The sequence below is a fragment of the Microbacterium sp. GbtcB4 genome, assembly GCF_019091465.1.
Classification (GTDB): Bacteria; Actinomycetota; Actinomycetes; order Actinomycetales; family Microbacteriaceae; genus Microbacterium; species Microbacterium paraoxydans.
Genome location: NZ_JAGXJJ010000003.1, coordinates 107,662 through 132,438 on the forward strand (window position 1 = coordinate 107,662; position 24,777 = coordinate 132,438).

Genomic DNA, 24,777 nt, shown 5'->3' on the forward strand with positions numbered 1-24,777 from the left:
GTCCTGCCCGGTCGTCAGGCCGTGGACTCCACGCGCGGGAAGAGCGGCGCGAGGCCGTTGACGCTCGTGCCCGGCTTCAGCACGCCCCAGGAGCCCGCCTCGCGGATCCGCTGGTCCTGCAACCGGCCCAGGGTCTCCGCGGCGCCGAGCGCGATCCACAGCTTCTCGGTCGACTGCGGCATCACCGGCGACAGCAGCACGGCGAGCGCCCGCAGCCCCTCGGCGCAGGTGTAGAGCACGGTGCCCAGACGCTCCCGCTGGTCCTCGTCGCGGGCGAGCGCCCACGGCTCGTTCTCGGTGATGTACCCGTTGAGCGCGTCGACGATGGTCCAGATCGCGGAGATGGCCTCGTCGATGCGGAACTGGCCGATCGCGGCGTCCGCCTTCGTCGCGGCGTCCGCGACGATCCGCTGGATCACGAGGTCGGCCTCGGTGTAGTCGGCCGCCGGCGGCACGATGCCTTCGAAGTACTTCTCGATCATCGCGGTCGTGCGCGAGGCGAGGTTGCCGAAGCCGTTCGCGAGCTCGGCCTGGTAACGGGCGGAGAGGTCCTCCCAGGAGAACGAGCCGTCCTGCCCGAACGCGATGGCCGACAGGAAGTAGAAGCGGTAGGCGTCGGAGCCGAAGACGTCGGTGATCTCGGTCGGCGCGATGCCGGTGAGCTTCGACTTCGACATCTTCTCGCCGCCGACGAGCAGCCAGCCGTGCGCGAACACGCCCTTCGGCACGTCGAGCCCCGCCGCCATCAGCAGCGCCGGCCAGATCACGGCGTGGAAGCGCAGGATGTCCTTGCCGACCACGTGGTAGGCGGGCCAGCGGCGCGCGAAGGTCTCCTCGTCGGAGCCGTAGCCGACGGCCGTGGCGTAGTTGAGCAGCGCATCGACCCACACGTAGATGACGTGCGACTCGTCCCACGGCAGCGGGATGCCCCAGTCGAAGGTCGAGCGGGAGATCGAGAGGTCCTTGAGGCCCTGGCTCACGAACGAGACGACCTCGTTGCGCGCCGAATCGGGCCGCACGAAGTCGGGCTCGGTCTTGTAGAGCTCGAGCAGGCGGTCCTGGAACTCGCTGAGCTTGAAGAAGTAGTTCTTCTCCTGCAGCAGCTCCAGCGGCTTGGAGTGGATGGCGCAGACCTTCAGCCCCTCGAAGGGACCGGTGCCGTCGACGATCTCCGACTCCGGCTTGAACTCCTCGCAGCCCACACAGTAGAGCGCCTCGTACTCGCCGGCGTAGATGTACCCGCGGTCGTAGAGCCGCTGGAAGAACGTCTGCACGTTGGTCTCGTGCCGCTCCTGCGTGGTGCGGATGAAGTCGTCGTTCGCGACGTCGAGGGTCTTCAGCAGCGGGAACCAGCTCTCGCTGACGAGCTTGTCGACCCACTCCTGCGGGGTGACGCCGTTGGCGGCTGCGGCCCGCAGCATCTTCTGACCGTGCTCGTCGGTGCCCGTCAGCATCCAGGTGTCGTCGCCCGCCTGACGGTGCCACCGTGCGAGCGTGTCGACGGCCACCGTCGTGTACCCGTGACCGATGTGCGGCACATCGGAGGGGTAGTAGATGGGCGTGGTGATGTAGAAGGAGTCGCCAGCGGGCATGGGGACAATTCTAGGTGCCCCCATGCCCGTGGTTACGCCGTGCGGCTCGTCAGAGCCCATTGCGGCGGGCGACCTCGCCGAGCCAGGCCAGCGAGGGCTTCGGGAACCGCTCGAAGGTCTCGTGGTCGAAGCCGATGAGACCGAACGTCGGCCGGAATCCGCTCGCCCATTCGTAGTTGTCCAGCGCGCTCCAGTGCTGGTAGGCGCGGACCTCGATGCCGTCGCTGATGGCGCGGTGCAGCCCCTCCAGCGCGCCCTGCGTGTAGGCGATGCGGCGGGTGTCGTCGGCCGTCGCGATGCCGTTCTCCGTGACGAGCACGGGGACACCGCCGCTGCGCTCCCACGCGCTGCGCACGCCCAGCTCGAGGGCTTCGGGGAAGAACTCCCACCCCGTCAGCGTCGTCTCCACATCCGGCGACACCGGCAGTGGCCCCTCCGGACCGATGAACGTGCGGGTGTAGGCCTGCACGCCCACGAAGTCGTCTCCGGCGGACTGCTCCAGGTACCAGTGGTCGCGCGGGTCGCCGTACGTCGCGAGCATCTCGTCGGCGCCGGGCTCACCGGTGGAGTGGAAGGCCTGGGTGGCGATCGTCCAGCCCGCCTGCACCCCGGGAACCGTGTGCAGGATCTCGGACGCGCGCCGGTGGGCCGTCAGCAGCGTGTCCGCGACGCCGAGGTCGGGATTCGGCAGGCCGTAGGCGACGAGGTTCGCCGCATCCTCGCCTCCGGCCAGCATCGCCGCGATATTCGGCTCGTTGATGGTGCACACGTAGCGCACGCCGTCGAGGATCGGCAGCACGGTCTCCACGTAGCGGGAGAACAGGTCCACCGCGTCGTCGGCACGCCAGAAGCCGTCCTTCTGGAACCACTGCGGCACCGTGAAGTGCATGAGGGTGACCGTCGGGTCCAGCCCGTTCTCCCTGGCGGTGTCGATCATGCGGCGGTAGTGGTCGAGCATCGCCCGCGAGACGAACCCGCGCTCCGGCTCGATCCGCGCCCACTCGACCGAGAACCGGTAGGAGTTCAGCCCGGCCTCGGCGAGCAGCCGCATGTCCTCCGGGTAGCGGTGGAAATGGTCGGCGGCGTCACCGGAGGGCTCGACCATGGGCGAGTCGGGGGCGTGTTCCATCGCCCACCAGTTGCTCGTGGTGTTGTTGCCCTCCACCTGATGGGCGGCGGTCGCGGCGCCCCAGAGGAAGCCGTCGGGGAATGCGAGCACGGATGCGCTCCTCTCTCTTTCTTGCAGTCGTCCGGCGCGCGTCAGCGGGCGCGGGCGGGGTTCGGCACGGCGTCGAGCAGTTCGACCGTGTACGGGTCCTCCGGGTGCTGCAGCACCTGCGAGGTCTCGCCCCGCTCGACGACGCGGCCGCTGTTGAGCACGAGGATGTTCTCGGTGACGAGCCGCGCGCTCAGCAGATCGTGGGTGATGTAGAGCATGCTGATGCCCCACCGTTCACGGAGGTCCTCCAGCAGCGCGAGCACGCCGGCGCGGAGCGACACGTCGAGCATCGACACCGGCTCGTCCGCGATGAGCACCTGCGGGTCGCTCGCGAGCGCCCTGGCGATCACCACGCGCTGCCGCTGCCCGCCGGAGAGCTGGTGCGGCAGCTTGGCGGCGAACTGCTCGACGGGCGTCAGGCCCACCGTCTCCAGCAGTTCGAGCACACGGACCCTGGCCTCCGCCCCGCGCAGCCTCGTGTAGTTCAGGACCGGGCGGGTCAGGGCGTACTCGACGGTGTGCAGCGGGTTCAGGGCCGCGTACGGATCCTGGAACACCATCTGCACGTCCTTGCGGAGGTCGCGGAGTCCGCGGCGCTTCAGGGACGCGACATCGGTGTCGCCGAAGCGGATGCGGCCGGAGGTCGGCTTCTCGACCCCGGTGAGCATCTTCGCGATCGTCGACTTGCCGGAGCCGGAGGCACCGACCAAGGCCAGCGCCTCCCCCGGCTCCAGCCGGAAGGACACGTCGTCGACCGCGACGACCGGATCCTGGCCGCGGCGCGGTGCCGGATAGCGCTTGGTCACGCCCTCCACGACGATCGCGGCATCGGCCCGCCGGGCGTCCCGCGGCGACACGGTCGGCAGGGTCTCGGTGACGTCCGTACGGCTGCGTCCCTCCCGGCGACGGGTGCCGAGATCGACGAACCCGGGGATCTCGATCTTCTCGGCGCGCGGGTCGGCGTAGTGGCTCAGCAGCATCCGGGTGTACTCGTCCTGCGGGCGGTGCAGGATGTCCTGGCTGCGGGCGTCCTCCACGATGCGGCCCTCGTGCATGACCATCACCCGGTCGGTCGCCTCGAGGACGATGCCGAGGTCGTGGCTGATGAGGATCGCCGTGAAGCGCTCGGACCGCTGCAGCTCCTGGATCGTGTCCATGACCGCGTGCTGGACGAGCACGTCGAGTGCCGTGGTGGGCTCGTCGAACACCATCAGCTGGGGTTCGAGCGAGAGGGCGAGGGCGATCGAGGCGCGCTGCCGCATGCCGCCGGAGAGCTCCCCGGGATACCGGTCGAGCACCTCCGGCTTGAGCCCCACCTTGCCGACGAGCTCCCGCGCCCTGGCCTGGCGCTGCTCGGCGGGCACATGACCGTGCGCGGCGAAGATGTCGCGGAAGTGGTTGCCCACGGTCCGCACGGGGTTCAGCGCGTTCATGCCGGACTGCAGCACCATCGCGAAGCCGCCCTGCCGCTGACGCCGCAGTTCTTCGGCGTCGAGCTCGCGGATGTCGCGGCCGTCGAACAGGATGCGTCCGCCGCTGATGCGCGCCGGCGGCTTCTGCAGCCGCGTGAGCGCGAAGCCGAGCGTGGACTTGCCCGACCCCGACTCGCCGACGAGCCCCACGAACTCGCCGCGCCGGAGCGCGAACGACACGTCGCGCACGGCAGGCACCGGCTCCTGCCCCGGGGAGGCGTACTCCACGGACAGCGACTGGACGTCGAGGAGGATGTCGTCGTGCTCCATGGCGCTCATCGGCCCTTCCCTTCGCGGAGGCGCGGATTGGAGATGCCGTCCACGCCGAAGTTGATGAGTGTGAGACTGAGGGCGAGCAGTGCGATGCACAGACCGGGCGCGAACAGCAGCAGCCACTGGCCGGTGAGCAGGGAGTTCGAGTTCTGCGCCCAGTAGAGCATCGTGCCCCAGCTGACGATGCTGGAGTCGCCCAGGCCGAGGAACTCTAGCCCCGCCTCGGCGAGGATCGCCGCCGTCGCCGCTCCGAAGAGGGTGCCGGCGATGATCGACGTCATGTTCGGCAGGATCTCGCGGAAGACGATCCGCGCCCTGCTGTCGCCGGAGAACTGCGCCGAGGTGACGAAGTCGTTGCCGCGGAGGGACTGGGTCTGGCTGCGCAGTACACGGGCGCCCCAGGCCCAGCCGGTCACGACGATCACGGCGATGATCATGAGGATGCCGCCGTTCTGCAGGTAGGCCGCGATCACGATCATCAGCGGCAGGCCCGGGATCACGAGGAAGAGGTTCACGATGAACCCGACGACCTCGCCCGCGAAGCCGCGCATGTAGCCCCAGCTCAGACCGATCAGCACGGCCACGATCGTGGAGAGGAGCCCGGCCGCGAAGCCCACGAGGAGGCTGACCTGGGCGCCGTAGATGAGCTGGCTGAGCACGTCCTCCCCGGCCGCGGTCGTGCCGAGCCAGTGCTCCCACGAGGCATCCGCATTGCGCGGGAACCCGTTCTCCTTCGGCCCGTAGGGAGCCAGGAGCGGGGCGAACACGGCGACGAGCACGAAGAACGCGAGGAGGCAGAGTCCGATACGCGCCTTGCCGTTGGACCACAGGGTGCCGACCATGCGGCCGAAGGCGCGCCAGGGGCTGGGCGCCGCGATGCGGGCGGTGGGGACCTTGACGGTCACGGTGCTGGGGGTGGGGTTCGGGGTCGTCATCGGCGAGTCCTCGGGTCGAGAACCCCGTAGAGGATGTCCACGAGGAAGTTGGCGATGAGCACGCTCACGGTGATCATCAGGAAGAGCGCCTGCATGAGCGGGTAGTCCTGCCCGATCACGGCGTTGAAGAGCAGGTAGCCGATGCCCGGGTAGCCGAACACCTGCTCGACGAGGATCGAGCCGCCCACCACGCCGCCGAGCGTGAGCCCGAAGCCGGTGAGGTTCGGCAGGATCGCGTTGCGGGCCGCGTACCGGAGGGCGATCGTGCGGCCGCGGAGGCCGTTCGCCTCGCCGAAGGTGATGTAGTCCTCGCCGAGCGTGTTGATCATCGCGTTGCGCATGCCGATGATCCAGCCGCCGAGCGACGTGAGCAGGATCGTCAGCGCCGGAAGGAACGCGTGCCGGACGAGGTCGACGATGAAGTCCCAGGTGAATCCCGGGGTGGTCGTCGCCGAGTAGGCGCCGGTGGTCGGGAACCAGTGCAGCACGTAGCCGAGGAAGAACAGCAGCAGCAGCGCCGTCCAGAAGTACGGGAACGTGCTGAGGAACGACCCGGTCAGCGTCGGCAGGGAGTCCAGCCAGGTGCCGCGCCGCCAGGCGGCCATCACGCCGATGAGGGTGCCGATCACGAAGGCGAGGATCGTGACGATGCCGACGAGGCCGAGCGTGTAGGGCAGCGCGGTGGAGACCATGCTCGACACGGTCTGCGGGTAGAACGTGTACGAGACGCCGAAGTCGAGCCGGACGACCTGGCCGAGGTAGGCCACGTACTGGTCCCACATCGAACCGGTCGGCACTCCGAGCTGCGCCTCGATCGCGGCGCGCGTGGCGTCCGAGACCGGACCGTTCTGGGAGAGCTTCGCGATCGCGGCGTCGGCGGGAGAGCCGGGCATGAGTCGCGGGAGGAAGAAGTTCAGGGTGATCGCGGCCCACAGGGTGAGCAGGAACAGGCCGATCTTCTGGAGGACGTACTTCACTGGTCCCCTCCGTCCGTGCGCTTCAGGTGGGTGAAGATGCCCAGCGGCGCCGAATCGTAGTTCTGCGGGATCATGTACGGATCGTCCGCGGAGGGCCAGCCGGTGAACTTCGCGTCGTTGAACAGGCCCCAGATCCCGCCGTAGTACAGGCCGATCACGGGGACCTGCTCGTACACGATGCTCTGCAGCTCGTGCACGATCTCGGTCTGGCGGTCGGGGTCGATCGTGGCGCGGTACTCCTCCAGCAGGGCGTCGGCCTCCGGCGAACGGTAGCGCTCGAAGTTGTTGGTCGTGACCTCGCCGGCCGGCACGTAGAAGTCGCTGGAGAGCAGGCTGTTGTAGGCCTGGTACACGTCGCCGTTACCCATGCCGCCGATCGCCATCTCGAAATCGCCGGTGCCGATCGCGCTCTGATACCCGGCGGGCTGCGGGAGCTTGAGCGAGACCTTGACGCCGACGTCCGCGAGCTGGCGCTGCACGGTCTGGGCGGCGCGCGTCCAGTCGGAGAATCCGTTGGCGGTGGTCAGCGAGAACGCGAGCTGCTCGCCGTCCGGGCCGACGAGCTGATCGCCCTGGAGGGTGTACCCGGACTCGGCGAACGCCGCCAGCGCGGCGTCGCGGTCCTGGGCGAGCATGCCCTGGTCCGGGATCTCCGGGTCGAGGTACTTCTCCTGGTTGGGCAGGATGAGGCCGGTCTGTCCGGCGGGCTGCATGTAGCCCTCGGAGGCGGTCTCGGCGATCTCTTCCCGGTCGAGCGCCAGCGCGATGCCGCGACGGACGTTCACGTCGTCGAACGGGGCGACCTCGAGGTTGGGCACGAGCGAGACGACGCCGCCCGGCGGGAACCACCAGGTGTTGTCGGGACTCGCCGCTCCCCAGGTGCCCTCGACATCGGAGATGAAGGAGTAGGCCCAGTCGTAGCCGCGGGTCACGGTGTCGAGCTGGGTGTTCGTGGCCGGCAGGATGATGTGCTCGATCTCGATCTTGTCCGCCTGCCAGTAGTCCGGGTTGCGGTCCATCGAGTACTGCTGGTCGTTGTAGTTGCCGAGCACGAACGGGCCGGTGCCGACCGGCTCCTCGTTGCGCCAGGTGGCCGGGTCCTCCACGTCGGCCCACAGGTGCTCGGGCACGATCATGGTCTGCCCGAGGATCGAGAGCGACGGCGCGTCCTCGCCCTGGAGGTGGAACACCACGTCGTCGCCGTCGACCTCGATGCGGTCGATGTGCTGCCATGCGCCCTTGATGTCGAGCGAAGGCTCGTCCTTGATGAGCTGGAACGTGAAGGCCACATCCTCCGGGGTGAGGGGCTCGCCGTCGCTCCACTCCACGCCGTCGCGGACCGTCATCACGATCGTGCGGGCGTCGGGCTGGGTCCACTCGGACGCGAGCCACGGGGTGAGCTCGCCGTCGAGCGGGTTCACGAGGATGAGCGGCTCGTAGATCCACCGCGACGCCGTCCGGGTGTTCGTGAGGTAGGGGTTGAAGTTCTGCGTGAAGAACGGGTTGCCCTTGTCGGCGTTGATGAGCATCGTGTCGTCGCCGATCGAGGGGTCGGGCTGCGAGCTGATCTGGATGCTGCAGCCGCTGAGCGCGACCGCTGCGGCCGCGAGCCCCACGACGGCGGCGCGGCGCCAGCGTCGGAAGGTGTGCGTCTCTGCCACTGGATGACCTCATGTCGTCTCTGTCATGAAGGGCGCCCCGGGGGGTGGGGAATCCTGCCGGCCGAAGCCGTACACCAGATTGTAAGCGCATACATTTTGAATCGGCAACCCCGTGGTGAGCCAGGGGGTCCTCCGGGGCGGCGCGGTCGCGGCGACTCAGGCCGGGCGCGTGGAGCTCTCGCGGAGGAGGATCTGGAGGGGCAGACGCGTCGTGAGCGGCGGGGCGTCCGGCTGCTCCAGCCGTCGCGCGAGCACCTGCACCGCCGCACGCCCGAGCTCGATCATCGGCTGCCGAATCGTGGTCAGTGGCGGCGACACCAGGGTCGCCGCCTCGATGCCATCGAACCCCGTGACGAGGACGTCGTCCGGCACCCGCACGCCCGCGGTTCGGAACACGTCCATCGCCCCGAGGGCCATCTGGTCGTTGGCGGCGATGAGCGCGGCGGGCACGCCATCACGCAGGAGGTCCTCCCCGGCCCTGCGACCGGAGGCCCGGGTGAAATCGCCCCGGAGCACGCGCACCGCTGCCGGGTCGCGCCCCGCCGCGGCGAGCGCGGTCGACACGCCCTCCCACCGCTGCTCGGCGTCGGGCGAGTCGGCCGGGCCGGCGAGGAACGCGGTCTCCCCCTCCCCGACCTGGGACAACACGTGGCGGGTCAGCTCCCCCATCGCCTCGACGTTGCTCACCGTGACGTGGTCGTAGGCATCGCCGCGCGGCGGGCCGGACAGCACGACCACCGGGATACGACGGGCCAGTCGGGCGAGCACGTCGTCCGGCACACTGCGGGCGAGCACCATGAGCCCGTCCACGCGGCCGGCCATGTCGCGGACGGTGGAGCGGTCGGGATCGTCGCGGCCGACGCCCACCATGAGCACGAACCCCTGCTTCCACGCCTCCAGCTCGGCGCCGCGGAGGACTTCGTCGAGGAACAGCATCGAGGAGTGCGGCGGGTCCTGGTCGTCCGTCACCACCGTGAACGGCGGGCGGGCGGCGGCGGACAGCACGTCGAGGGGCGGAGCGTCCTCGGCGGCGTCGAATCCGGGGAAGTACAGCCCCAGCACCCCGGTCCGGCGTTCGGCGAGACCCCGCGCGCTCCCACTGGGGACGTACCCCAGCGCGGAGACCGCGTCGAGCACCCGCTCCCGGGTCGCCGGACGGACGGCCTCCGGCGAGCGCAACACCCGCGACACGGTCGCGATCGACACTCCGGCGCGGTCGGCGACGTCGTACACCGTCGCGGCCTTGCTCACGCAGACTCCTCTCGTCGCGGTCCTGGTCCTGGTCCTGGTTCTGTCAGCGTAGGACAGTCTCCCCCGGTGCCCCCTTCCCCTCCCGCGCGCGGGCGCAGATTCGCGTCGGTGTCGCAGGGATGGGGCCAGAACCTGCGACACGATGCGTATGTCCGACACAGTGCATATGTCCGACACAGTGCAGACCTGCGACGGGGTGCGGATCTGCGAGAGTGTGCCTGGACGCGGCGGGTCAGGAGCGGAGGGCGCGGAGGGCTCCGTGGGGGCGAGAGCTGATCTCGCCGGGTTCGCGCTCGCGGGTCTCGGACCACTGCAGCTCGAGACCGGCCGCGGCGAGCAGCGGGGCCAGGGCCTCGGCCGTCCAGAAGAACGCGGGTGCGACGGCATGAGGGAAGACCGCCCGGGGCTCGCCGACGAAGTAGCCGAGGAGCAGTCCTCCGCCGGAAGTGAGCACCCGAGCGAACTCGGCGAATACGTCCGGGAGCTCGGCCGGAGGCGTGTGGATCACGGAATACCACGCGAGGACGCCGCCGACGGTGCCCGATGCCTGCGGCAGCGTCCGGAACGACCCGTGATGGAACGAGAGGTGCGGATACTGCACCCTCGCCCCGCGGATGAAGACCGTGGAGAGATCGATCCCCTCGACGTCCCGCCCGGTTCCGAACTCTGCGCCTTCATCCCCGTGCAGGAAGGCCGTCCAGTGCCCGGGGCCGCACCCCGCGTCGAGCAGCCGTCCCGGGGTCTCATCGCGCCACTTCCGGATGAGCTCACGGTCACGGGGATCCATCAGCCCCAGGTCTCCTGCGACCTCCCGGTACTCCTCAGCCCTCGCGTCGTAGGCGCGCGCGACCGAGTCCGCTCCCGCGGGAGGTCGCAGATCCGGACTCGTGTCGCAACTCTCCCCCGCATCCCTGCGACCGGGGTGCGAATCTGCGACCGACTCCTGCCCCGCGGGAGGTCGCAGATCCGGGCTCATGTCGCAGCCGTCCCGCGGGTCACTGCGACCCCGGTGCGAATCTGCGACGGGGGTCACCGCGTCCGGGCGGCGAGGGCCGCCTGATACAGATCCCGGGAGGACAAGCCCGTCAGGGCCGCGACCTCGGAGGCCGCCTCCTTCAGGCGGGTGCCGTCCGCGACCAGGGCCTGCACCTGGGCGAGGGCGTCCTCCGGGGAGGCGTCCCGCCGCGGCGCCCCCTCGACGACCACCACGATCTCGCCCTTCACCCCGTCGGCGGCCCAGGCGGCGAGCTCGGACGCGGTGCCACGACGGACCTCCTCGTACAGCTTCGTCAGCTCCCGACACACGGCGATCCGGCGGTCCGCGCCGAAGGCGGCCCCCATGTCGGTGAGGGTCGTCGCCAGGCGCGAAGGCGACTCGAAGAACACCATCGTTCGCGGCTCGGCGGCGAGGGCGGAGAGGGTCGCCCGGCGCTCCCCCGGCTTCCGCGGCAGGAACCCCTCGAAGGTGAAGCGGTCCGTCGGCAGCCCCGAGATCGCCAGGGCCATGAGCACTGCGCTCGGCCCCGGGATCGCGGTCACCGTGACGCCCTGCGCCACCGCCTCGGCGACGAGGCCGTATCCCGGATCGCTCACGGTCGGCATGCCCGCATCGCTCAGCACCACGAGGTCGGTCTCCGCGGCGAGTGCGGCCAGCTCCGCGGCCTTCTGCTTCTCGTTGTGGTCGTGCAGCGCGATCAGCCGGGGCCGGTTGTCGATCTTGAGGGCCTGCAAAAGGCGCTGCGTCGTGCGGGTGTCCTCCGCGACGACGATCTCCGCGTTCTCCAGCACCTCCACGAGGCGCCGCGACGCATCGCCCAGGTTTCCGATCGGGGTCGCGGCGAGGATGATCACCCGCCCAGCTTAGGCGCGGCCCCTTGGTGGACCCTCGAGACGGGACCGGAGCCGGCATACCGGGAGCACAGAGCGGAGTGTGTCTAGGCTGGACCGGTGACCGCGCCCGAGCCCCTCCTGCCCCTCCCCGAGGAGCGCCTCACGCGTTACGAGCGGCTCCGCGACCGTGTGCTGCAGGCGCCGGACTGGGGCCGGGCGATCGGCTGGCTGGCCCCGCTGCTGGTCACCGCTCTCGCGGCGGTCCTGCGCCTGGCGAACGTCGGCCACCCGCACCAGCTCGCCTTCGACGAGACCTACTACGTCAAGGACGCCTGGTCGCTGTGGAGTCTCGGCTACGAGGGGGTGTGGGGCGAGAACGCGAACGACGCCTTCGTCACCCTGCAGGAGCTCCCGCTGACGAACAAGGGCGCGTTCATCGTGCACCCGCCGCTCGGGAAGTGGCTCATCGCGCTCGGCATGGCCATCGGCGGCCCGGACAACAGCGCCGGCTGGCGTCTGGCGACCGCCCTCCTCGGTGCGGGATCGGTGCTGCTGGTGTTCCTCATCGCCCGGCGCCTGACCGGCTCGGTCGTGGCGGCGACCGTGGCCGGCACCCTCCTCGCGATCGACGGCCTCAGCATCGTGATGAGCCGGATCGCGCTGCTCGACGGCATCCTCACCTTCTTCGTGCTGCTGGGCGTGCTGTTCGTGCTCATCGACCGCCAGCGCACGATCCCGCTGCTCGAACGCCGGAACCCCGACGACGAGCACCCGCTGTGGGGACCGATCCTCTGGCGCCGTCCCTGGCTCGTCGCCGCGGGCCTCGCGCTCGGCGCCGCCTCGGCGGTGAAGTGGTCGGGGCTGTACGTGCTCGCGGGCTTCGGACTCTACGTCGTCGTCACCGACGCCCTGGCCCGGCGCCGCGGCGGGGTCGTCGTGTGGCCGGCGTCCGCGGTCTTCCGCCAGGGGCCGGTGTCGTTCGTCCTCCTCGTCTTCCCCGCTCTCGCGGTGTACCTCGCGAGCTGGACCGGGTGGCTGGTTACGGCGAACGGCTACGACCGCGGCAGCGACCCGAACCCGCTCGTCGCCCTGTGGAACTACCACGAGGCGATGCTCGGCTTCCACGTGGGTCTCACCCGCGGGCACCCCTACGCGAGCCCGGCCTGGGAGTGGCCGTTCCTGCTCCGCCCGACCGCGGTGTGGGTGGACAGCGATCCGACCGGCTGCGGCGTCGACCGCTGCATCGGCGTGATCTCGGCGATCCCCAACCCGCTGATCTGGTACGGCGGCGTCGCGGCCAGCGTGTACCTGCTCTACCGCCTCGTCCGCGGCTGGATCACGCGGCAACCGGTCGGCCCGGCGCTCAGCCTGCCGCTCGTGGGGCTCGCGGTGACGTATCTGCCCTGGCTGATGTTCCCCGACCGCACGATCTTCCAGTTCTACACGGTCGTGATGATGCCGTTCCTCGTGCTCGCGCTCACCGTCACGCTGCGGATCATCGCCGGGCGCCGGGAGGATCCGCTCCCGCGCCGCCAGTCGGGAGAGCGCACCGTCCTGATCTACCTCGGCGTCGTCGTCCTGGTCTCGGCGTTCTTCCTGCCGCTGTGGACGGGGATGAGCGTTCCCTACGACTTCTGGCGCCTGCACAACTGGCTGCCCGGCTGGGTCTGACGGACCGGACCGCGAGCGCGGGTCAGGGGATCTCGTCGGCCACGTGCTCCACGAGCGGGAGCACGCGACCGGAGAGGTGCGTGCGCATCGCGATGGAGGACGCGGTCCGCGCGACGCCCGGCACGAGGGCCACCCGGTCCAGCACCTCCTGGAGCCGCGTCGCATCGCGGGCGACGAGCCGGAGCTGCATGTCGCTCGCGCCCGTGACGGTGTGCATGTCGACGATCTCCGGCACCGCGTCCGCGAGGGCGGTCGCGACGTCGTCGTGTCCGACCTTCTGATCGATCTCGACGAGGCAGAACGCCACGACGCCGTACCCGAAGCCGGCGGGGTCGATGCGCGGCACGATCGCCTCGATCACCCCGCCCTCGTGCAGGCGCGCGAGACGGCTGGTGGCCGTCCCCCGCGCGATGCCCAGCCGGCGTGCGCACTCCAGCAGGGGCAGCTGCGGCGACTCCGTCAGCAGCCGGATCAACGCGGCGTCGAGGCGGTCGATCCGCACGTCACTCCTTGACGATCCCGGGGCGGGCCACACCCCGCGTCACGCGGGCGACGACCAGCAGCACGGCGGTGAGCCCGAGCGTGAGCAGCAGCTGGATGCGCGCGGCCGGATCGATCATCGCCAGCGCGATCACGGCCGCGAGCAGCACCAGGCAGAGCCACGAGACCCAGGGGAAGCCCCAGAGCCGCATGGGCATCGCCTCACCGGCGCGGTCGGCCCGCCGGCGCAGCACGATCTGCGAGATCGCCGTCGCGGTCCAGATCACGAGCAGCGTCGACCCCACGACGTTCAGCAGTGCCGGCAGCACCACGTCCGGGAACGCCCAGTTGAGTCCGACGGTGACGAAGCCGAAGGCGACCGAGGCGAGGACGGCGACGAACGGCACGCCCTTGAGGCTCGTCCGGGTGACGGACAGCGGCGCCAGCCCCCGCTCCCCCAGCGAGTACGCCATCCGCGACGCGCCGTAGATGTTGGCGTTCATGGCCGAGAGCAGCGCGATCACGACGATGAGGTCCATGACGAGGCCGACGCCCGGGATGTTCAGCGTGTCCAGCACGGCCGAGAACGGACCGGCCTGCACGGCGGGGTCGTCCCACGGGAGCACCGCGACGATGACGAAGATCGAGCCGACGTAGAAGATGAGGATGCGCACGAGCACCTCGCGCACGATCCGGCGGATGTTGCGGGACGGATCGTCCGACTCGGCGGCCGCGATCGCGACGACCTCGGTGCCTCCGAACGCGAAGACCACGATGAGGAGCGCCGCGGCGATGCCGGTGATGCCGTGCGGCGCGAAGCCGCCCTGGTCCACGAGGTTCGAGATGCCGGTCGCCGGCACGCCGGGGATGAGTCCGACGATCGCGCACACGCCGACGACGAGGAAGGCGATGATCGCGGCGACCTTGATCGCCGCGAACCAGAACTCGAAGCGGCCGTAGTTGCGCACGCCGAAGAGGTTCACCGCGGTGAGGGCCACGACGAACACGAGCACCCAGACCCACGCCGGGATCCCGGGTACCCAGTTCGCCACGATCCCGGCCGCGCCGGTCGCCTCGGCGGCGATCACGACGACGAGCTGGATCCAGTACAGCCAGCCCACCGCGCTGCCGGCGCTGCGCCCCATGGCCTTCTGGGCGTAGGAGCTGAAGGCGCCGGAGCTCGGGCGGGCCGCGACCATCTCGGCGAGCATCGCCATCACGAGCACGACGATGCCGCCCGCGACGAGGTAGGAGATGAGCACGGCGGGTCCGGCGATGCTGATCGCCTGCCCGGAGCCGACGAACAGCCCCGCGCCGATCGCGCCGCCGAGCCCCATCATGGAGATCTGGCGGCGGGTGAGGCCCGGGTGCAGGCCCTTCGTGGTCGTCGTGGTGACGGGGACCTCGGTCACGGGATCGTTGGTCATGCGTCCATCGGTCATGCGTTCACCTCGGCGAGCTCGGTCTCGAGGGCGGCTTCCACCCGGTCGATGTCCTCCACGGAGCCGGACGAGATGCGGATGCCCTCGCCGGGGAAGGCGCGGGCGACCACGCCGCCGGCGTGCAGGAGGGCGTCGAGTTCGGCGGTGCGCTCCCCCGCGGGTACCCAGACGAAGTTGGCCTGCGAGCGGACGGCGGGCCAGCCGGCGGCGGTGAGCACGGTGTACAGCCGATCGCGCTGTGCCACGACCTCGTCGATGCGGACGGCGAGCTCGTCCTCCGCGGCGAGCGAGGCGAGGGCCGCGGCCTGGGCGAGGTCGGTGACCCCGAACGGCACGGCCACCTTGCGCTGCGCCTCGGCGATCACGGTGGGGGCGATCGCGTAGCCGATGCGGAGCCCGGCCAGGCCGTAGGCCTTGGAGAACGTGTGCAGCACCGCGACGTGCGGGTGGCGACGGAACAGCTCGATGCCGGCGCCGCGACTGTCCGTGCGGTCGAAGTGCACGTAGGCCTCGTCGATGACGACGAGGACGTCGTGCGGCACCGCGGCGACGAACCGCTCCAGGGCCTCGGCGTCGACGACGGTGCCGGTCGGGTTGTTGGGGTTGCACACGAAGACGAGACGGGTGCGCGGGGTGATCGCGGCACGCATCGCGTCGAGGTCGTGGCCGTGATCGGCGTCCAGCGGCACGGCGACGGGCGTCGCGCCCGCGATCCTGACGAGCGAGGGGTAGGCCTCGAAGGACCGCCAGGCGAAGACGACCTCGTCCCCCTCGCCGGCCACCGCGTGGATGAGCTGGGCGGCGATCTCCACCGACCCCGCCCCGACGGTCACCTGCGCCGGGTCCACGGCGTATCGGGCGGCGAGCGCCTCCCGGACCGCGGAGGCGCTCATGTCGGGGTAGCGGTGGATACCGGCCACCCGGTCCTGCACGGCGCGCACGACGGAGGGCAGCGGTGGATGCGGCGACTCGTTCGAGGAGAGCTTGGAGGCACCGGCCGGGGCGGAGCGCCCCTGTCGGTACGCGGGCACGGCGTCGAGACCGGTGCGGGCGGAGAGGGTCATCGTCAGAGCATCCTTGCTGTGATCCGAGAGGGGTCGCGTCACCCTAGAACGGATGACGGGCGCTGGGCAAACCGTGCACCCGAAGCTGCGCATCGCGCGCACCCGACGGGCAGACGGACGCCGCACGGTAGGCAGAATGCACAGCCCAGCTCCGAACAAGGCGGCTCACCGTGCGCGAGACACCGCGGCCGGATCGCTCACCGGCAGGCGGCACACGAAGGCGCGGCAGTCGTATGCGCGCTCGGCGGTCGCCTCCTTGCCCTCGAACAGCTCGAACCCCGAGGCGGCGAACGCCGCGGCCTGCGCCGGCGTGACGACGGCGACGACATCGGCATCGGCTCCGCGGGCCGCGGCGGCGAGCGCGCCGCCGGGGTCCTCCGTCACCACGACGAGCTGCCGCGGCGCCGCGGCGAGTCCGGCGGCGACCCGGAGCAGGCTGCCGTGGGCGAACGGCTGGGCGAGGGCCCGAGAGGCGAGGGCCTCCACCCGCTCGGCCGCCGCCGCGCGGTAGCGGTCCCCCGCCCCGAGCCGCCAGGCGGTGAGCGCAGCCTGCGCGACCGCGGCCGTGTCCGAGGGAAGGTCGCCGTCGGTGTGGTCGGGCGAGGCGGCGATGCCCTGCGCGCGGAGCAACGGGTCGTCCCCCGCGGCGCCGTCCAGCACCTCGTCGAGGAGGCCCAGGGCCGTGACCGCCGGAGCGACGTCGCCGGTGGCCGCCGCGAGGGCGAACAGCCCCTCGGCGAGCAGCGCGAGGTCGGCGGCCGTGGCGACCGCGGCGGAGGCCCGGCCGTCCAGCGATGCCCGCACGAGCGCGCCGTCGGCCCCGCGATTGGTGCCGAGCACGGCGGCGGCGGCCTCCGCAGCGGCGGCGATCCACGCGTCTTCGCCGAGTGCCGCGCCCGCGCGGGCGAGTGCCGCGATCGCGAGGCCGTTCCATCCCGTGATGACCTTGCCGTCCACCGCCGGCGGCTCCAAGGCGGTGCGCTCCGCAACCGGACGGAGGTAGTACCCACCCTCGTTGCGAACGCCGTCGATCCACGACTCGGAGTCCTGCGCGGCACCGAAGCCGCCGCCCTCCCGCCGCAGCGCGCCGAGCAGGAAGCCGGCGATCCCGCGGGCGGTCTCCTCGTCGCCGGCGTCGAGCGCGACCTCGAGCAGCTGGGCGTTGTCGGTCAGCATGCGCTCGTAGTGCGGCACCGTCCAGTCACGCCGGGTCGCATAGCGGAAGAACCCGCCATCGGCGTCACGCAGGTCCGACGCGGCCATCGCCGCGAGCGCGCGTTCGGCCGCAGCCGCCGCCTCCGGTACGGCCGCGCGGATGAGGGGCTCCTGGAGGAACCGCAGGGTCGTGGCCACCGGGAACTTCGGAGCTCCGCCGAAGCCGCCGAACTCCGCGTCCTCCCTGGCAGCGAGGCCGCGGGCGGCTTCCGCGAGGGCGGCGGTGTCCGGCAGGGTCGATGCCGTGGCCTGCGCGGCCTCGGCGAGCGCCGCGGTCACCGCGTCCGCGGATTCCTCGGCCTGCGCCCGTCGCGTCGTCCACGCCTCGCGGACGGCCACCAGCACCTCGCGGAACGCGGGCATCGGCGGTCGCGCCTCCGGCGGCCAGTACGTCCCCGCGTAGAAGGCGCGACCGGCGGGCGTGGTGAACACCGTGAGCGGCCAGCCGAGGTTCCGCGTGAACGCCGACGCGGCGGCCATGTAGGCCCCGTCGACGTGCGGATGCTCCTCGCGGTCGACCTTCACCGCGACGAACCCCTCGTTGATGCGGGCGGCGGTCTCCGGGTCGGCGAACGACTCGCGCGCCATCACATGGCACCAGTGGCAGGTGGAGTAGCCGATCGAGATCAGCATCGGGACGTCCCGGCGGCGGGCCTCGGCGAAGGCATCCTCGCCCCAGGGGTACCAGTCGACGGGATTGTCCGCGTGCGCCCGCAGGTAAGGGCTGAGGGTGTCGGCGAGCCGGTTCGTCATGCTCCCACGCTACGCCGGGGTCACCGACTCCGGACCCGGATCAACCGACGAGCAGCTCCGCGGGGCGCGACAGGGTGTAGCCGACGAGCGGGAGGGCCCGCTCGGCCGCGAGCGCGATCCGCGCACGCAGCACGTCGGTCGCCACCTCGTAGCCGTCGAAGTCGGTCGTGCTCGCGTACACGCCGAGCGGGAGGGTGAGCGCCTGGAAGAACGCGAACAGGGGGCGCAGCTGGTGCTCGATCATGAGGGCGTGCCGCTCGCCCCCGCCGGTCGCGGCGAGGAGCACCGGCGTGCCGACCAGGGCGTACTGGTCTACGAAGTCGAACAGGTGCTTGAACAGCCCCGTGAACGAGGCGCGGTACACCGGGCTGCCCACGATGAGGAGGTCGGCGGTCTCGATCGCCCGCAGGTTCGCCTCCACCTCCGGCGGGAGCTGGTCACGGGTGAGAGCACCCGCGAGGGAGGGGCCGACCTGCGTGAGCTCGATCAGCTGCGCCTCGACGGGGGCGCGCTCGGCGACCGCGGCGGTGATCGCACGGAGGAGAGCGGTGGTCTTGCTCGGCTCGTGGAGGGAGCCCGAGACGGCGACGACGCGGAGCGGAGCTGTCATGGGCTCGACGGTACCCACGCGGACGCCCCGTGTCGCGCGAAGCGACACGGGGCGTCATGTGGAGGGGGTGCTGCGCAGCGTGCGTGCCGTCAGTTGACCTCGTCGGGGTGCGAGCCCACGCGGCCGGAGCCGTCGAGCGGGTCGAGCGCGTCGATCGCGGCGATCTCGGCGTCGGTGAGCTCGAAGCCGAACACGTCCAGGTTCTCGCGCAGGCGCTCCGGACGCACCGACTTCGGGAAGACGATAATGCCCTTCTGCAGGTGCCAGCGCAGGACGGCCTGTGCGGGGGTCACGCCGTGGGCGGCGGCCGCCTCCGCGATCGCCGGGGTGCCGAAGAGGTCGTACTTGCCCTGGCCGAGCGGACCCCAGGCCTCGATGCGGACGCCGTTGGCCTCGGCCCACGCGACCTCCTCGCGGCGCTGGTAGGCCGGGTGCAGCTCGATCTGGTTCACAGCCGGGACGACGCCGGTCTCCTTCACCGTGCGCTCCAGGTGCGGCACGAGGAAGTTCGAGACGCCGATGCTGCGGGTCAGGCCCGCGTCGCGCAGCTCGACGAGCTTCGCGAACGCGTGGACGTAGTCGTCCTTCGCCGGGGTGGGCCAGTGCACGAGGTACAGGTCCACCTGCTCCAGGCCGAGCTTCTCGAGGCTCTCGCCGATGGCGGCGCGGGGCTCGTCGTCGTGGTGGCGGTCGTTCCACAGCTTCGTGGTGACGAAGAGCTCCTCGCGGGGGATGCCGGAGGACGCGATGGCCGCGCCGACGCCCTCTTCGTTGCCGTAGATCGCGGCGGTGTCGATGTGGCGGTACCCGATCTCGAGGGCCTCGCTCACCGCCTTCTCGGTCTCTGCCGGCGGCACCTTGAAGACGCCGTAGCCCAGCTGGGGGATGGAGTTGCCGTCGTTCAGTTCGAGTGCAGGAATGGTCATCCCCCCAGCCTAGGACCTGTGATGACAGGTGCGCCCGTGTGGATGACGAAAAGCGTCAGCGGCGAGGGACGGCCGCCATCGCGGCGGCGCCCTTTCCGACGAGACGTTCCAGCGGGCCGCGGCCGACGAACATCGCCCACAGCGTCGTGACCAGCAGGAGTCCCACGGCGGTGAGCGCCCAGAAGGCGTTGTCCGCGATGAAGCCGCCGGGACCCGCGACGAGGACGACGGAGACGACGTGCAGGCTGTATGCCGTGAGCGGCATGGACCCCAGCGCACCGAGGGGCAGCAGCGGCCAGCGCAGCGGACGGCTCAGCAGCAGGCACAGCGCGACCACCGCGAGGGCGAAGCCACCGGAGCCCAGGATCTCGGCGGTGCCACCGCTGTGCGGGTCGACAGCGAAGACCGCGCGGACCATGGAGCCGAGCGGATCCGTCGCGGCGAGCGCCTCGGGATAGCTCTCCCAGCCGGACGGCGGCATCACATCGTCGGGGATGAACGACGACGACAGGCTCTCGTCGGGAAGGATCTCGATGCTCTCGCTCCCGGAGGAGGCGCTGGTCGAGGAGACGATCGATCCCGTCTCTCCCCCCAGCCCCGCGCCCGCGCCGAGGGCGCCCAGGCCGTAGCCGATCGCGGCGAGGACCACGCCGACGACGAGGGCGACGACGGCCGTGCGCACCTCCTGCACCCGGAGCCGCCCCAGAGCCATGCCGCCGAGCACGAGCGCCAGCCACACGGTGATCGGATAGGTGCCGTAGAGCACGAACCCGATGCCCGCGCCGAACGGCTGCAGCGCCACCGCACTGAGCAGAGCGAGCAGCGCCGGACCGGCGAGGGCGAGGACGGCGGCGCCGAGGAGCAGCTGCCGCGGTCGCCACCGCAGCACGGGGATGACGGCGACGTAGAGCAGGCCGTACAGGGTGAGGATCACGGCGATCGGCGTGTTGAGGAGCTCCAGGGCGAGACCGATCACGAAGATCACCGCGCCGCGGCCCACGAGGTTGAGGCGGATGCTCGGCAGGCGCTCCCGCTCCGGCAGCACGTCGCGCCCGGTCATGAGGGCGATGGAGACGCCGGCGAGCAGCGCGAAGAGGATCGAGGAGCGGCCGTGCACGAGGTCGGTCCAGGTGGTCGGGTCGCCCCACTCGAACGCCTCCGTCACCCCGACGTGGGCACCGGCCATGCCGAGGATCGCCAGACCCCGCGCGACGTCGAGACCGAGGATGCGCGGCGGCCGCCCGAAATCACGGAACCAGCGCACGGGGCGGAGAGCAGTCATCACCCGATGATGGTATGCGGCGATCGCGGCGACCCCGGTGCACATCCCGGCATACGATGGAGGGCTATGTCCTCCCCCGTGATCTCCTACCCTCCGGAGCTGCCCGTCAGCGCGGCCAGGGACGAGATCGCCGACGCCATCCGCGACCACCAGGTCGTCATCGTCGCCGGTGCGACCGGATCGGGGAAGACCACCCAGCTCCCGAAGATCGCGCTGGAACTGGGCCGCGAGCGCATCGCCCACACCCAGCCCCGCCGCCTGGCCGCCCGCACGATCGCGGAGCGCGTGGCCGAGGAGCTGCGGGTCGAGCTCGGCACCCTCGTCGGCTACAAGGTGCGCTTCACCGACAAGGTCTCCGATGAGACGCGGATCGCGCTGATGACCGACGGGATCCTCCTCAACGAGATCCACCGCGACCGGCTGCTGACGCGCTACGACACGATCATCATCGACGAGGCGCACGAACGATCCCTCAACGTCGACTTCCTGCTGGGCTACCTCGCCCGCATCCTCCCGGAGCGTCCTGACCTGAAGGTGATCATCACCTCCGCCACGATCGATCCGGAGAGCTTCGCCCGGCACTTCGCCGCCGCCGACGGCACCCCCGCGCCCGTCATCGAGGTGTCGGGGCGCACGTATCCCGTCGAGATCCGCTATCGCCCGCTCGTCGACGAGGACGCAGAGCAGGACGCCGCCGGCGAGCCGGAGGACGAGGTGAGCGCGATCGTCTCGGCACTCCGCGAGCTCGACCGGGAGGCGCCCGGCGACGTGCTCGTGTTCCTGCCGGGCGAGGCGGAGATCCGGGACGCGGCCGACGCCGTGCGCGCCGCCTACGCGAAGGACCGTTCGCCCACCGAGGTGCTCCCCCTGTTCGGCCGGCTCTCCGCCGCCGAGCAGCACCGGGTGTTCGAGCGCAGCACCGTGGCCGGCGTCCGTCGCCGCGTGGTGCTCGCGACGAACGTCGCCGAGACGAGCCTCACGGTCCCCGGCATCAAATACGTCATCGACACCGGCACCGCACGCATCTCGCGGTACAGCAACCGCTCGAAGGTGCAGCGGCTGCCCATCGAGGCCATCTCCCAGGCCTCGGCGAACCAGCGCTCCGGCCGCGCCGGCCGCACGAGCGACGGCATCGCCATCCGCCTGTACTCCGAGGAGGACTACGCGCGGCGTCCCGAGTTCACCGAACCCGAGATCCTGCGCACCTCCCTCGCCTCCGTCATCCTGCAGATGCTCGCGCTCGGCTTCGGCGACATCACCGCGTTCCCCTTCCTCACCCCGCCCGACTCCCGGGGCGTGAAGGCGGCGTTCGACCTGCTCACCGAGCTCGGCGCCCTCCGCCCGGCGCGGGGGCCGGACGACGGCCCCCGGCTCACCCGGATCGGACGCGACATAGCCCGGATGCCGATGGACCCCCGGTTCGCGCGCATGCTCATCGAGGCAGGCCCTTCGACAGGCTCAGGGACCCAGAGGGGGGCAGGCCCTTCGACAGGCTCAGGGACCCAGAGGGGGTCAGGCCCTTCGACAGGCTCAGGGACCCAGAGGGGGTCAAGCCCTTCGACAGGCTCAGGGACCCAGAGGGCGGTGCTGCGGGACGTGCTCGCGATCGTGGCGGGGCTGTCCATCCAGGACGTCCGGGAGCGACCCGAGGAGCGCCGCGAGGAGGCGGACCGGCTGCACGCGCGCTTCGTGGACCCGACGAGCGACTTCCTCACTCTCCTGAACCTCTGGAACCACCTGCGCGAACAGCAGCGCGAGCTCGGCTCCAGCGCGTTCCGCCGGCTGTGCCGCAGCGAGCACCTCAACTACGTGCGCGTCCGCGAGTGGTTCGACGTGCACCGCCAGCTCCGCACGCTCGTGAAGAACCCCGACCGCGGGGCGGAGCCGGGCGGCGCGGCCGATCCGGACGCCATCCACCGCGCGCTGCTGTCCGGCCTGCTGTCGCAGATCGGCATCCTCGACGAGCGCACCGCCCCCGCGGGGAAGGCTCACTCCCCTGCGAAGGACGCGCGCCGCCGGATCACGGAGTACCGGGGCGCGCGGGGCATCCGGTTCTCGATCTTCCCGGGCTCAGGGCTGCGCAAGAAGAGCCCCCGGGCGGTCATGGCGGCCGAGATTGTGGAGACCTCCCGCACCTTCGCCCGCACCGTCGCCGCCATCGACCCCGCCTGGGCAGAGCCGCTCGCCGGCGACCTCGCGAAGCGCCAGGTCACCGAGCCGCACTGGTCCAAGGACGCCGGAGCCGCCGTTGCCTTCGAGAAGGTCACCCTGTTCGGGGTCGAGATCATCCCGCGCCGGCGGGTGCAGTTCGCCCGCATCGACCGGGCCGCCTCGCGCGAGCTCTTCGTCCGTCATGCGCTCGTCGAGGGCGAATGGGACCCGTCCCGCATCGACAAGCGGGTCAGCGCGTTCTGGCGCAGCAACGCCGAGCTCCGCCGCCGCCTCGAGAAGCTCGAGGAGCGCGAGCGGCGCCGCGACATCCTGGCCGGCGACGAGGCCGTCTTCCGCTTCTACGACGAGCGCATCCCCGCTGACGTGTTCGACGTGCGGTCGTTCGAGAAGTGGTGGCGCGAGGCGCTGACCGCGACGCCGAAGCTGCTCGTGATGCGCGAGAGCGACCTCATCGACGACGAGGACCGCGCCGACCAGCGCGAGTTCCCGACCCGGTGGACGCAGGGCGACCAGGTGCTCGGCCTCGCGTACCGGTTCGAGCCGGGCGCACCTGACGACGGCGTGAGCGTCGTGCTGCCTCTGCCGCTGCTCGCCCAGATCGAGGACCGCGGCTTCGACTGGCAGGTGCCAGGGCTGCGCGCCGAGCTCGTCACCGGACTGCTGCGTGCGCTGCCCAAGGCCATCCGGCGCCACGTCGTCCCCGCCGCCGACTGGGCGGAGAAGTTCGGGGCGGCGCTGGCCGACGAGGGTCCGGAGGTGCACGGCGGTCTCCCCCCGCGCACCCTCAAGGAGGCGCTCGCGCGGCTCGTGCAGCCGCTCGCGAACCAGGTGGTCACGGCCGCCGACTTCGACGACGAACGGGTGCCGGCGCATCTGCGCATGAACTTCCGCGCCGTGGACGAGCGGGGACGCGTGGTCGGGTCCGGGCGCGATCTCCGATCGCTGCAGGCTCAGCTCTCCGACCGCGCGCGCAGCAGCGTCGCCCGCTCCATCGCGCGCCCCGGGCGTGCGGAGACACCGGGACCGCGCGGGGCGGAGCGCGTGGCCGCCGCTCCGGTCGAACAGACCGGGCTGACGGCGTGGACGTTCGGCGACCTCCCGGCGGTCATCGACACCAAGGTCGCGGGCGGCGTCGTCCGGGGGTATCCGGCGATCGTCGATGCCGGCACGAGCGTGTCGGTGCGGGTCGAGGCGACTCCCGACGCCGCGGCCGCCACCACGCGCGACGGCGTGCTCCGTCTCGTCCTGCTCGCGGTGCCCTCGCCGTCCTCGTACGTGCAGCAGCACCTCACCAGCCAGGAGAAGCTCGGACTCGCCGCCTCGCCGTATCCGTCGGCGGCCGCGCTCATCGAGGACTGCCGGGCCGCCGTCGCCCGTCGCGTGATCGACGCGTCGACCGGCGGCGCCGACGGCCGGGACCGCGGCGTCGTGCGCACCGAGGCCGAGTTCGCGCGGGTGCGCGACGCCGTGTCCGCCGTGCTCGTCGACGAGCTCTTCGCCTGCGTCTCCCTCGTCGCGCGCATCCTGACGAAGGCGCGGGAGGTGGAGCGCGGCATCAAGGCGCAGAACGCGCTGGCGCTGCTCGGCCCGCTGAACGACATCCGCAGCCAGCTCTCCGGACTGCTGCATCCCGGCTTCGTCGCGGCGGCGGGGGTCGACCGGCTCGCCCACTTCCCCCGGTACCTCGACGGCATGATCGACCGGCTGAAGACCCTCGCGAACGAGCCGGGCAAGGACCGCGCGCGGATGACGGAGTTCGAGCGGATGGCCGTGCTGTTCGCGGACGCCGGGGGCACCATCCCCCTCGCGCCCGACGCTCCGCCCGCGATCGTCGAGGTGCGCTGGCTGCTGGAGGAGTACCGGGTCAGCGTCTTCGCCCAGCGTCTCGGCACCGCGCAGCCGGTGTCGCCGCAGCGGATCACCAAGGCGCTCGCGGGGAAGTGACCCCCGCC

The 24,777-nt window shown here is 71.3% G+C and carries 18 protein-coding genes; 2 read left to right on the forward strand and 16 right to left on the reverse strand.

The genetic code is table 11. The features are described 5' to 3' along the window. Positions 1 to 14 precede the first annotated feature (14 nt). The 9 genes from metG to rsmI form a co-directional block, all read right to left on the reverse strand. The gene (gene metG / locus KVS71_RS06410; protein ID WP_217584155.1) at positions 15 to 1,592 is read right to left on the reverse strand and encodes a methionine--tRNA ligase; all 1,578 of its coding nucleotides are present in this window, start codon (positions 1,590 to 1,592) and stop codon (positions 15 to 17) included. A 49-nt stretch (positions 1,593 to 1,641) separates the two neighbouring features. Next, the gene (locus KVS71_RS06415) at positions 1,642 to 2,811 is read right to left on the reverse strand and encodes a glycoside hydrolase family 1 protein (RefSeq protein WP_102209046.1); all 1,170 of its coding nucleotides are present in this window, start codon (positions 2,809 to 2,811) and stop codon (positions 1,642 to 1,644) included. A gap of 41 nt (positions 2,812 to 2,852) precedes the next feature. Then, positions 2,853 to 4,562: an ABC transporter ATP-binding protein gene (locus KVS71_RS06420; RefSeq protein WP_254635521.1), complete on the reverse strand. Its 1,710-nt coding sequence runs from the start codon at positions 4,560 to 4,562 to the stop codon at positions 2,853 to 2,855. After that, on the reverse strand, positions 4,559 to 5,491 hold the full coding sequence (locus KVS71_RS06425; RefSeq protein WP_025105609.1) for an ABC transporter permease: 933 nt from the start codon (positions 5,489 to 5,491) through the stop codon (positions 4,559 to 4,561). The genes KVS71_RS06420 and KVS71_RS06425 overlap by 4 nt, the downstream gene beginning before the upstream one ends. Next, positions 5,488 to 6,468: an ABC transporter permease gene (locus KVS71_RS06430; protein ID WP_025105608.1), complete on the reverse strand. Its 981-nt coding sequence runs from the start codon at positions 6,466 to 6,468 to the stop codon at positions 5,488 to 5,490. Before KVS71_RS06430 ends, KVS71_RS06425 begins: the two co-directional genes overlap by 4 nt. Then, positions 6,465 to 8,129 carry an ABC transporter substrate-binding protein gene (locus tag KVS71_RS06435; protein ID WP_217584156.1) on the reverse strand — a complete coding sequence of 555 codons (1,665 nt, stop codon included), beginning with the start codon at positions 8,127 to 8,129 and terminating at the stop codon, positions 6,465 to 6,467. The genes KVS71_RS06430 and KVS71_RS06435 overlap by 4 nt, the downstream gene beginning before the upstream one ends. A 156-nt stretch (positions 8,130 to 8,285) precedes the next feature. Continuing rightward, on the reverse strand, positions 8,286 to 9,380 hold the full coding sequence (locus KVS71_RS06440) for a LacI family DNA-binding transcriptional regulator (protein WP_217584157.1): 1,095 nt from the start codon (positions 9,378 to 9,380) through the stop codon (positions 8,286 to 8,288). A gap of 232 nt (positions 9,381 to 9,612) precedes the next feature. Further along, positions 9,613 to 10,167 (reverse strand): class I SAM-dependent methyltransferase, encoded by a 555-nt coding sequence (locus KVS71_RS06445; RefSeq protein WP_217584158.1) that lies wholly within the window; start codon positions 10,165 to 10,167, stop codon positions 9,613 to 9,615. A gap of 242 nt (positions 10,168 to 10,409) precedes the next feature. Then, on the reverse strand, positions 10,410 to 11,231 hold the full coding sequence (gene rsmI / locus KVS71_RS06450) for a 16S rRNA (cytidine(1402)-2'-O)-methyltransferase (RefSeq protein WP_217584159.1): 822 nt from the start codon (positions 11,229 to 11,231) through the stop codon (positions 10,410 to 10,412). A gap of 96 nt (positions 11,232 to 11,327) precedes the next feature. On the opposite strand from rsmI, the gene KVS71_RS06455 reads away from it, so the two are divergent. Further along, positions 11,328 to 12,881: a phospholipid carrier-dependent glycosyltransferase gene (locus tag KVS71_RS06455; RefSeq protein WP_217584160.1), complete on the forward strand. Its 1,554-nt coding sequence runs from the start codon at positions 11,328 to 11,330 to the stop codon at positions 12,879 to 12,881. Between the two features lie 22 nt (positions 12,882 to 12,903). On the opposite strand, the gene KVS71_RS06460 is transcribed toward KVS71_RS06455, so the two are convergent. From KVS71_RS06460 to KVS71_RS06490, 7 genes are all read right to left on the reverse strand, one after another. Further along, positions 12,904 to 13,383 (reverse strand): Lrp/AsnC family transcriptional regulator, encoded by a 480-nt coding sequence (locus KVS71_RS06460; RefSeq protein ID WP_144882465.1) that lies wholly within the window; start codon positions 13,381 to 13,383, stop codon positions 12,904 to 12,906. Position 13,384: 1 nt separating this feature from the next. Continuing rightward, the gene (locus KVS71_RS06465; protein ID WP_231919645.1) at positions 13,385 to 14,803 is read right to left on the reverse strand and encodes an amino acid permease; all 1,419 of its coding nucleotides are present in this window, start codon (positions 14,801 to 14,803) and stop codon (positions 13,385 to 13,387) included. Then, a complete protein-coding gene (hisC, locus tag KVS71_RS06470) occupies positions 14,800 to 15,867 on the reverse strand; it encodes a histidinol-phosphate transaminase (protein ID WP_217584161.1) in 1,068 nt (355 codons plus the stop codon). Before hisC ends, KVS71_RS06465 begins: the two co-directional genes overlap by 4 nt. 165 nt (positions 15,868 to 16,032) lie before the next feature. Beyond that, positions 16,033 to 17,835: a DUF255 domain-containing protein gene (locus KVS71_RS06475; RefSeq protein WP_217584162.1), complete on the reverse strand. Its 1,803-nt coding sequence runs from the start codon at positions 17,833 to 17,835 to the stop codon at positions 16,033 to 16,035. A 40-nt stretch (positions 17,836 to 17,875) separates the two neighbouring features. Further along, positions 17,876 to 18,445, reverse strand: coding sequence for an FMN reductase (gene msuE / locus KVS71_RS06480; protein WP_105950217.1), 570 nt, complete (start codon positions 18,443 to 18,445; stop codon positions 17,876 to 17,878). Positions 18,446 to 18,534: 89 nt separating this feature from the next. Next, positions 18,535 to 19,371: an aldo/keto reductase gene (locus KVS71_RS06485; protein WP_060923596.1), complete on the reverse strand. Its 837-nt coding sequence runs from the start codon at positions 19,369 to 19,371 to the stop codon at positions 18,535 to 18,537. 55 nt (positions 19,372 to 19,426) lie between these two features. Next, positions 19,427 to 20,653 carry a heparan-alpha-glucosaminide N-acetyltransferase domain-containing protein gene (locus KVS71_RS06490; RefSeq protein WP_217584163.1) on the reverse strand — a complete coding sequence of 409 codons (1,227 nt, stop codon included), beginning with the start codon at positions 20,651 to 20,653 and terminating at the stop codon, positions 19,427 to 19,429. Between the two features lie 66 nt (positions 20,654 to 20,719). On the opposite strand from KVS71_RS06490, the gene hrpA reads away from it, so the two are divergent. Then, positions 20,720 to 24,769, forward strand: coding sequence for an ATP-dependent RNA helicase HrpA (gene hrpA, locus KVS71_RS06495; protein ID WP_217584164.1), 4,050 nt, complete (start codon positions 20,720 to 20,722; stop codon positions 24,767 to 24,769). Positions 24,770 to 24,777 lie beyond the last annotated feature (8 nt).

What these genes read in the sequence shown, in the direction of transcription:
- KVS71_RS06490 (WP_217584163.1), bottom strand. Translation starts at nt 20,653, where the DNA reads ATGACTGCTCTCCGCCCCGTGCGCTGGTTCCGTGATTTCGGGCGGCCG.
- KVS71_RS06475 (WP_217584162.1), bottom strand. Translation starts at nt 17,835, where the DNA reads ATGACGAACCGGCTCGCCGACACCCTCAGCCCTTACCTGCGGGCGCAC.
- KVS71_RS06425 (WP_025105609.1), bottom strand. Translation starts at nt 5,491, where the DNA reads ATGACGACCCCGAACCCCACCCCCAGCACCGTGACCGTCAAGGTCCCC.
- KVS71_RS06465 (WP_231919645.1), bottom strand. Translation starts at nt 14,803, where the DNA reads ATGACCGATGGACGCATGACCAACGATCCCGTGACCGAGGTCCCCGTC.
- hisC (WP_217584161.1), bottom strand. Translation starts at nt 15,867, where the DNA reads ATGACCCTCTCCGCCCGCACCGGTCTCGACGCCGTGCCCGCGTACCGA.
- msuE (WP_105950217.1), bottom strand. Translation starts at nt 18,445, where the DNA reads ATGACAGCTCCGCTCCGCGTCGTCGCCGTCTCGGGCTCCCTCCACGAG.
- KVS71_RS06445 (WP_217584158.1), bottom strand. Translation starts at nt 10,167, where the DNA reads ATGGATCCCCGTGACCGTGAGCTCATCCGGAAGTGGCGCGATGAGACC.
- hrpA (WP_217584164.1), top strand. Translation starts at nt 20,720, where the DNA reads ATGTCCTCCCCCGTGATCTCCTACCCTCCGGAGCTGCCCGTCAGCGCG.
- KVS71_RS06420 (WP_254635521.1), bottom strand. Translation starts at nt 4,562, where the DNA reads ATGAGCGCCATGGAGCACGACGACATCCTCCTCGACGTCCAGTCGCTG.
- KVS71_RS06485 (WP_060923596.1), bottom strand. Translation starts at nt 19,371, where the DNA reads ATGACCATTCCTGCACTCGAACTGAACGACGGCAACTCCATCCCCCAG.
- metG (WP_217584155.1), bottom strand. Translation starts at nt 1,592, where the DNA reads ATGCCCGCTGGCGACTCCTTCTACATCACCACGCCCATCTACTACCCC.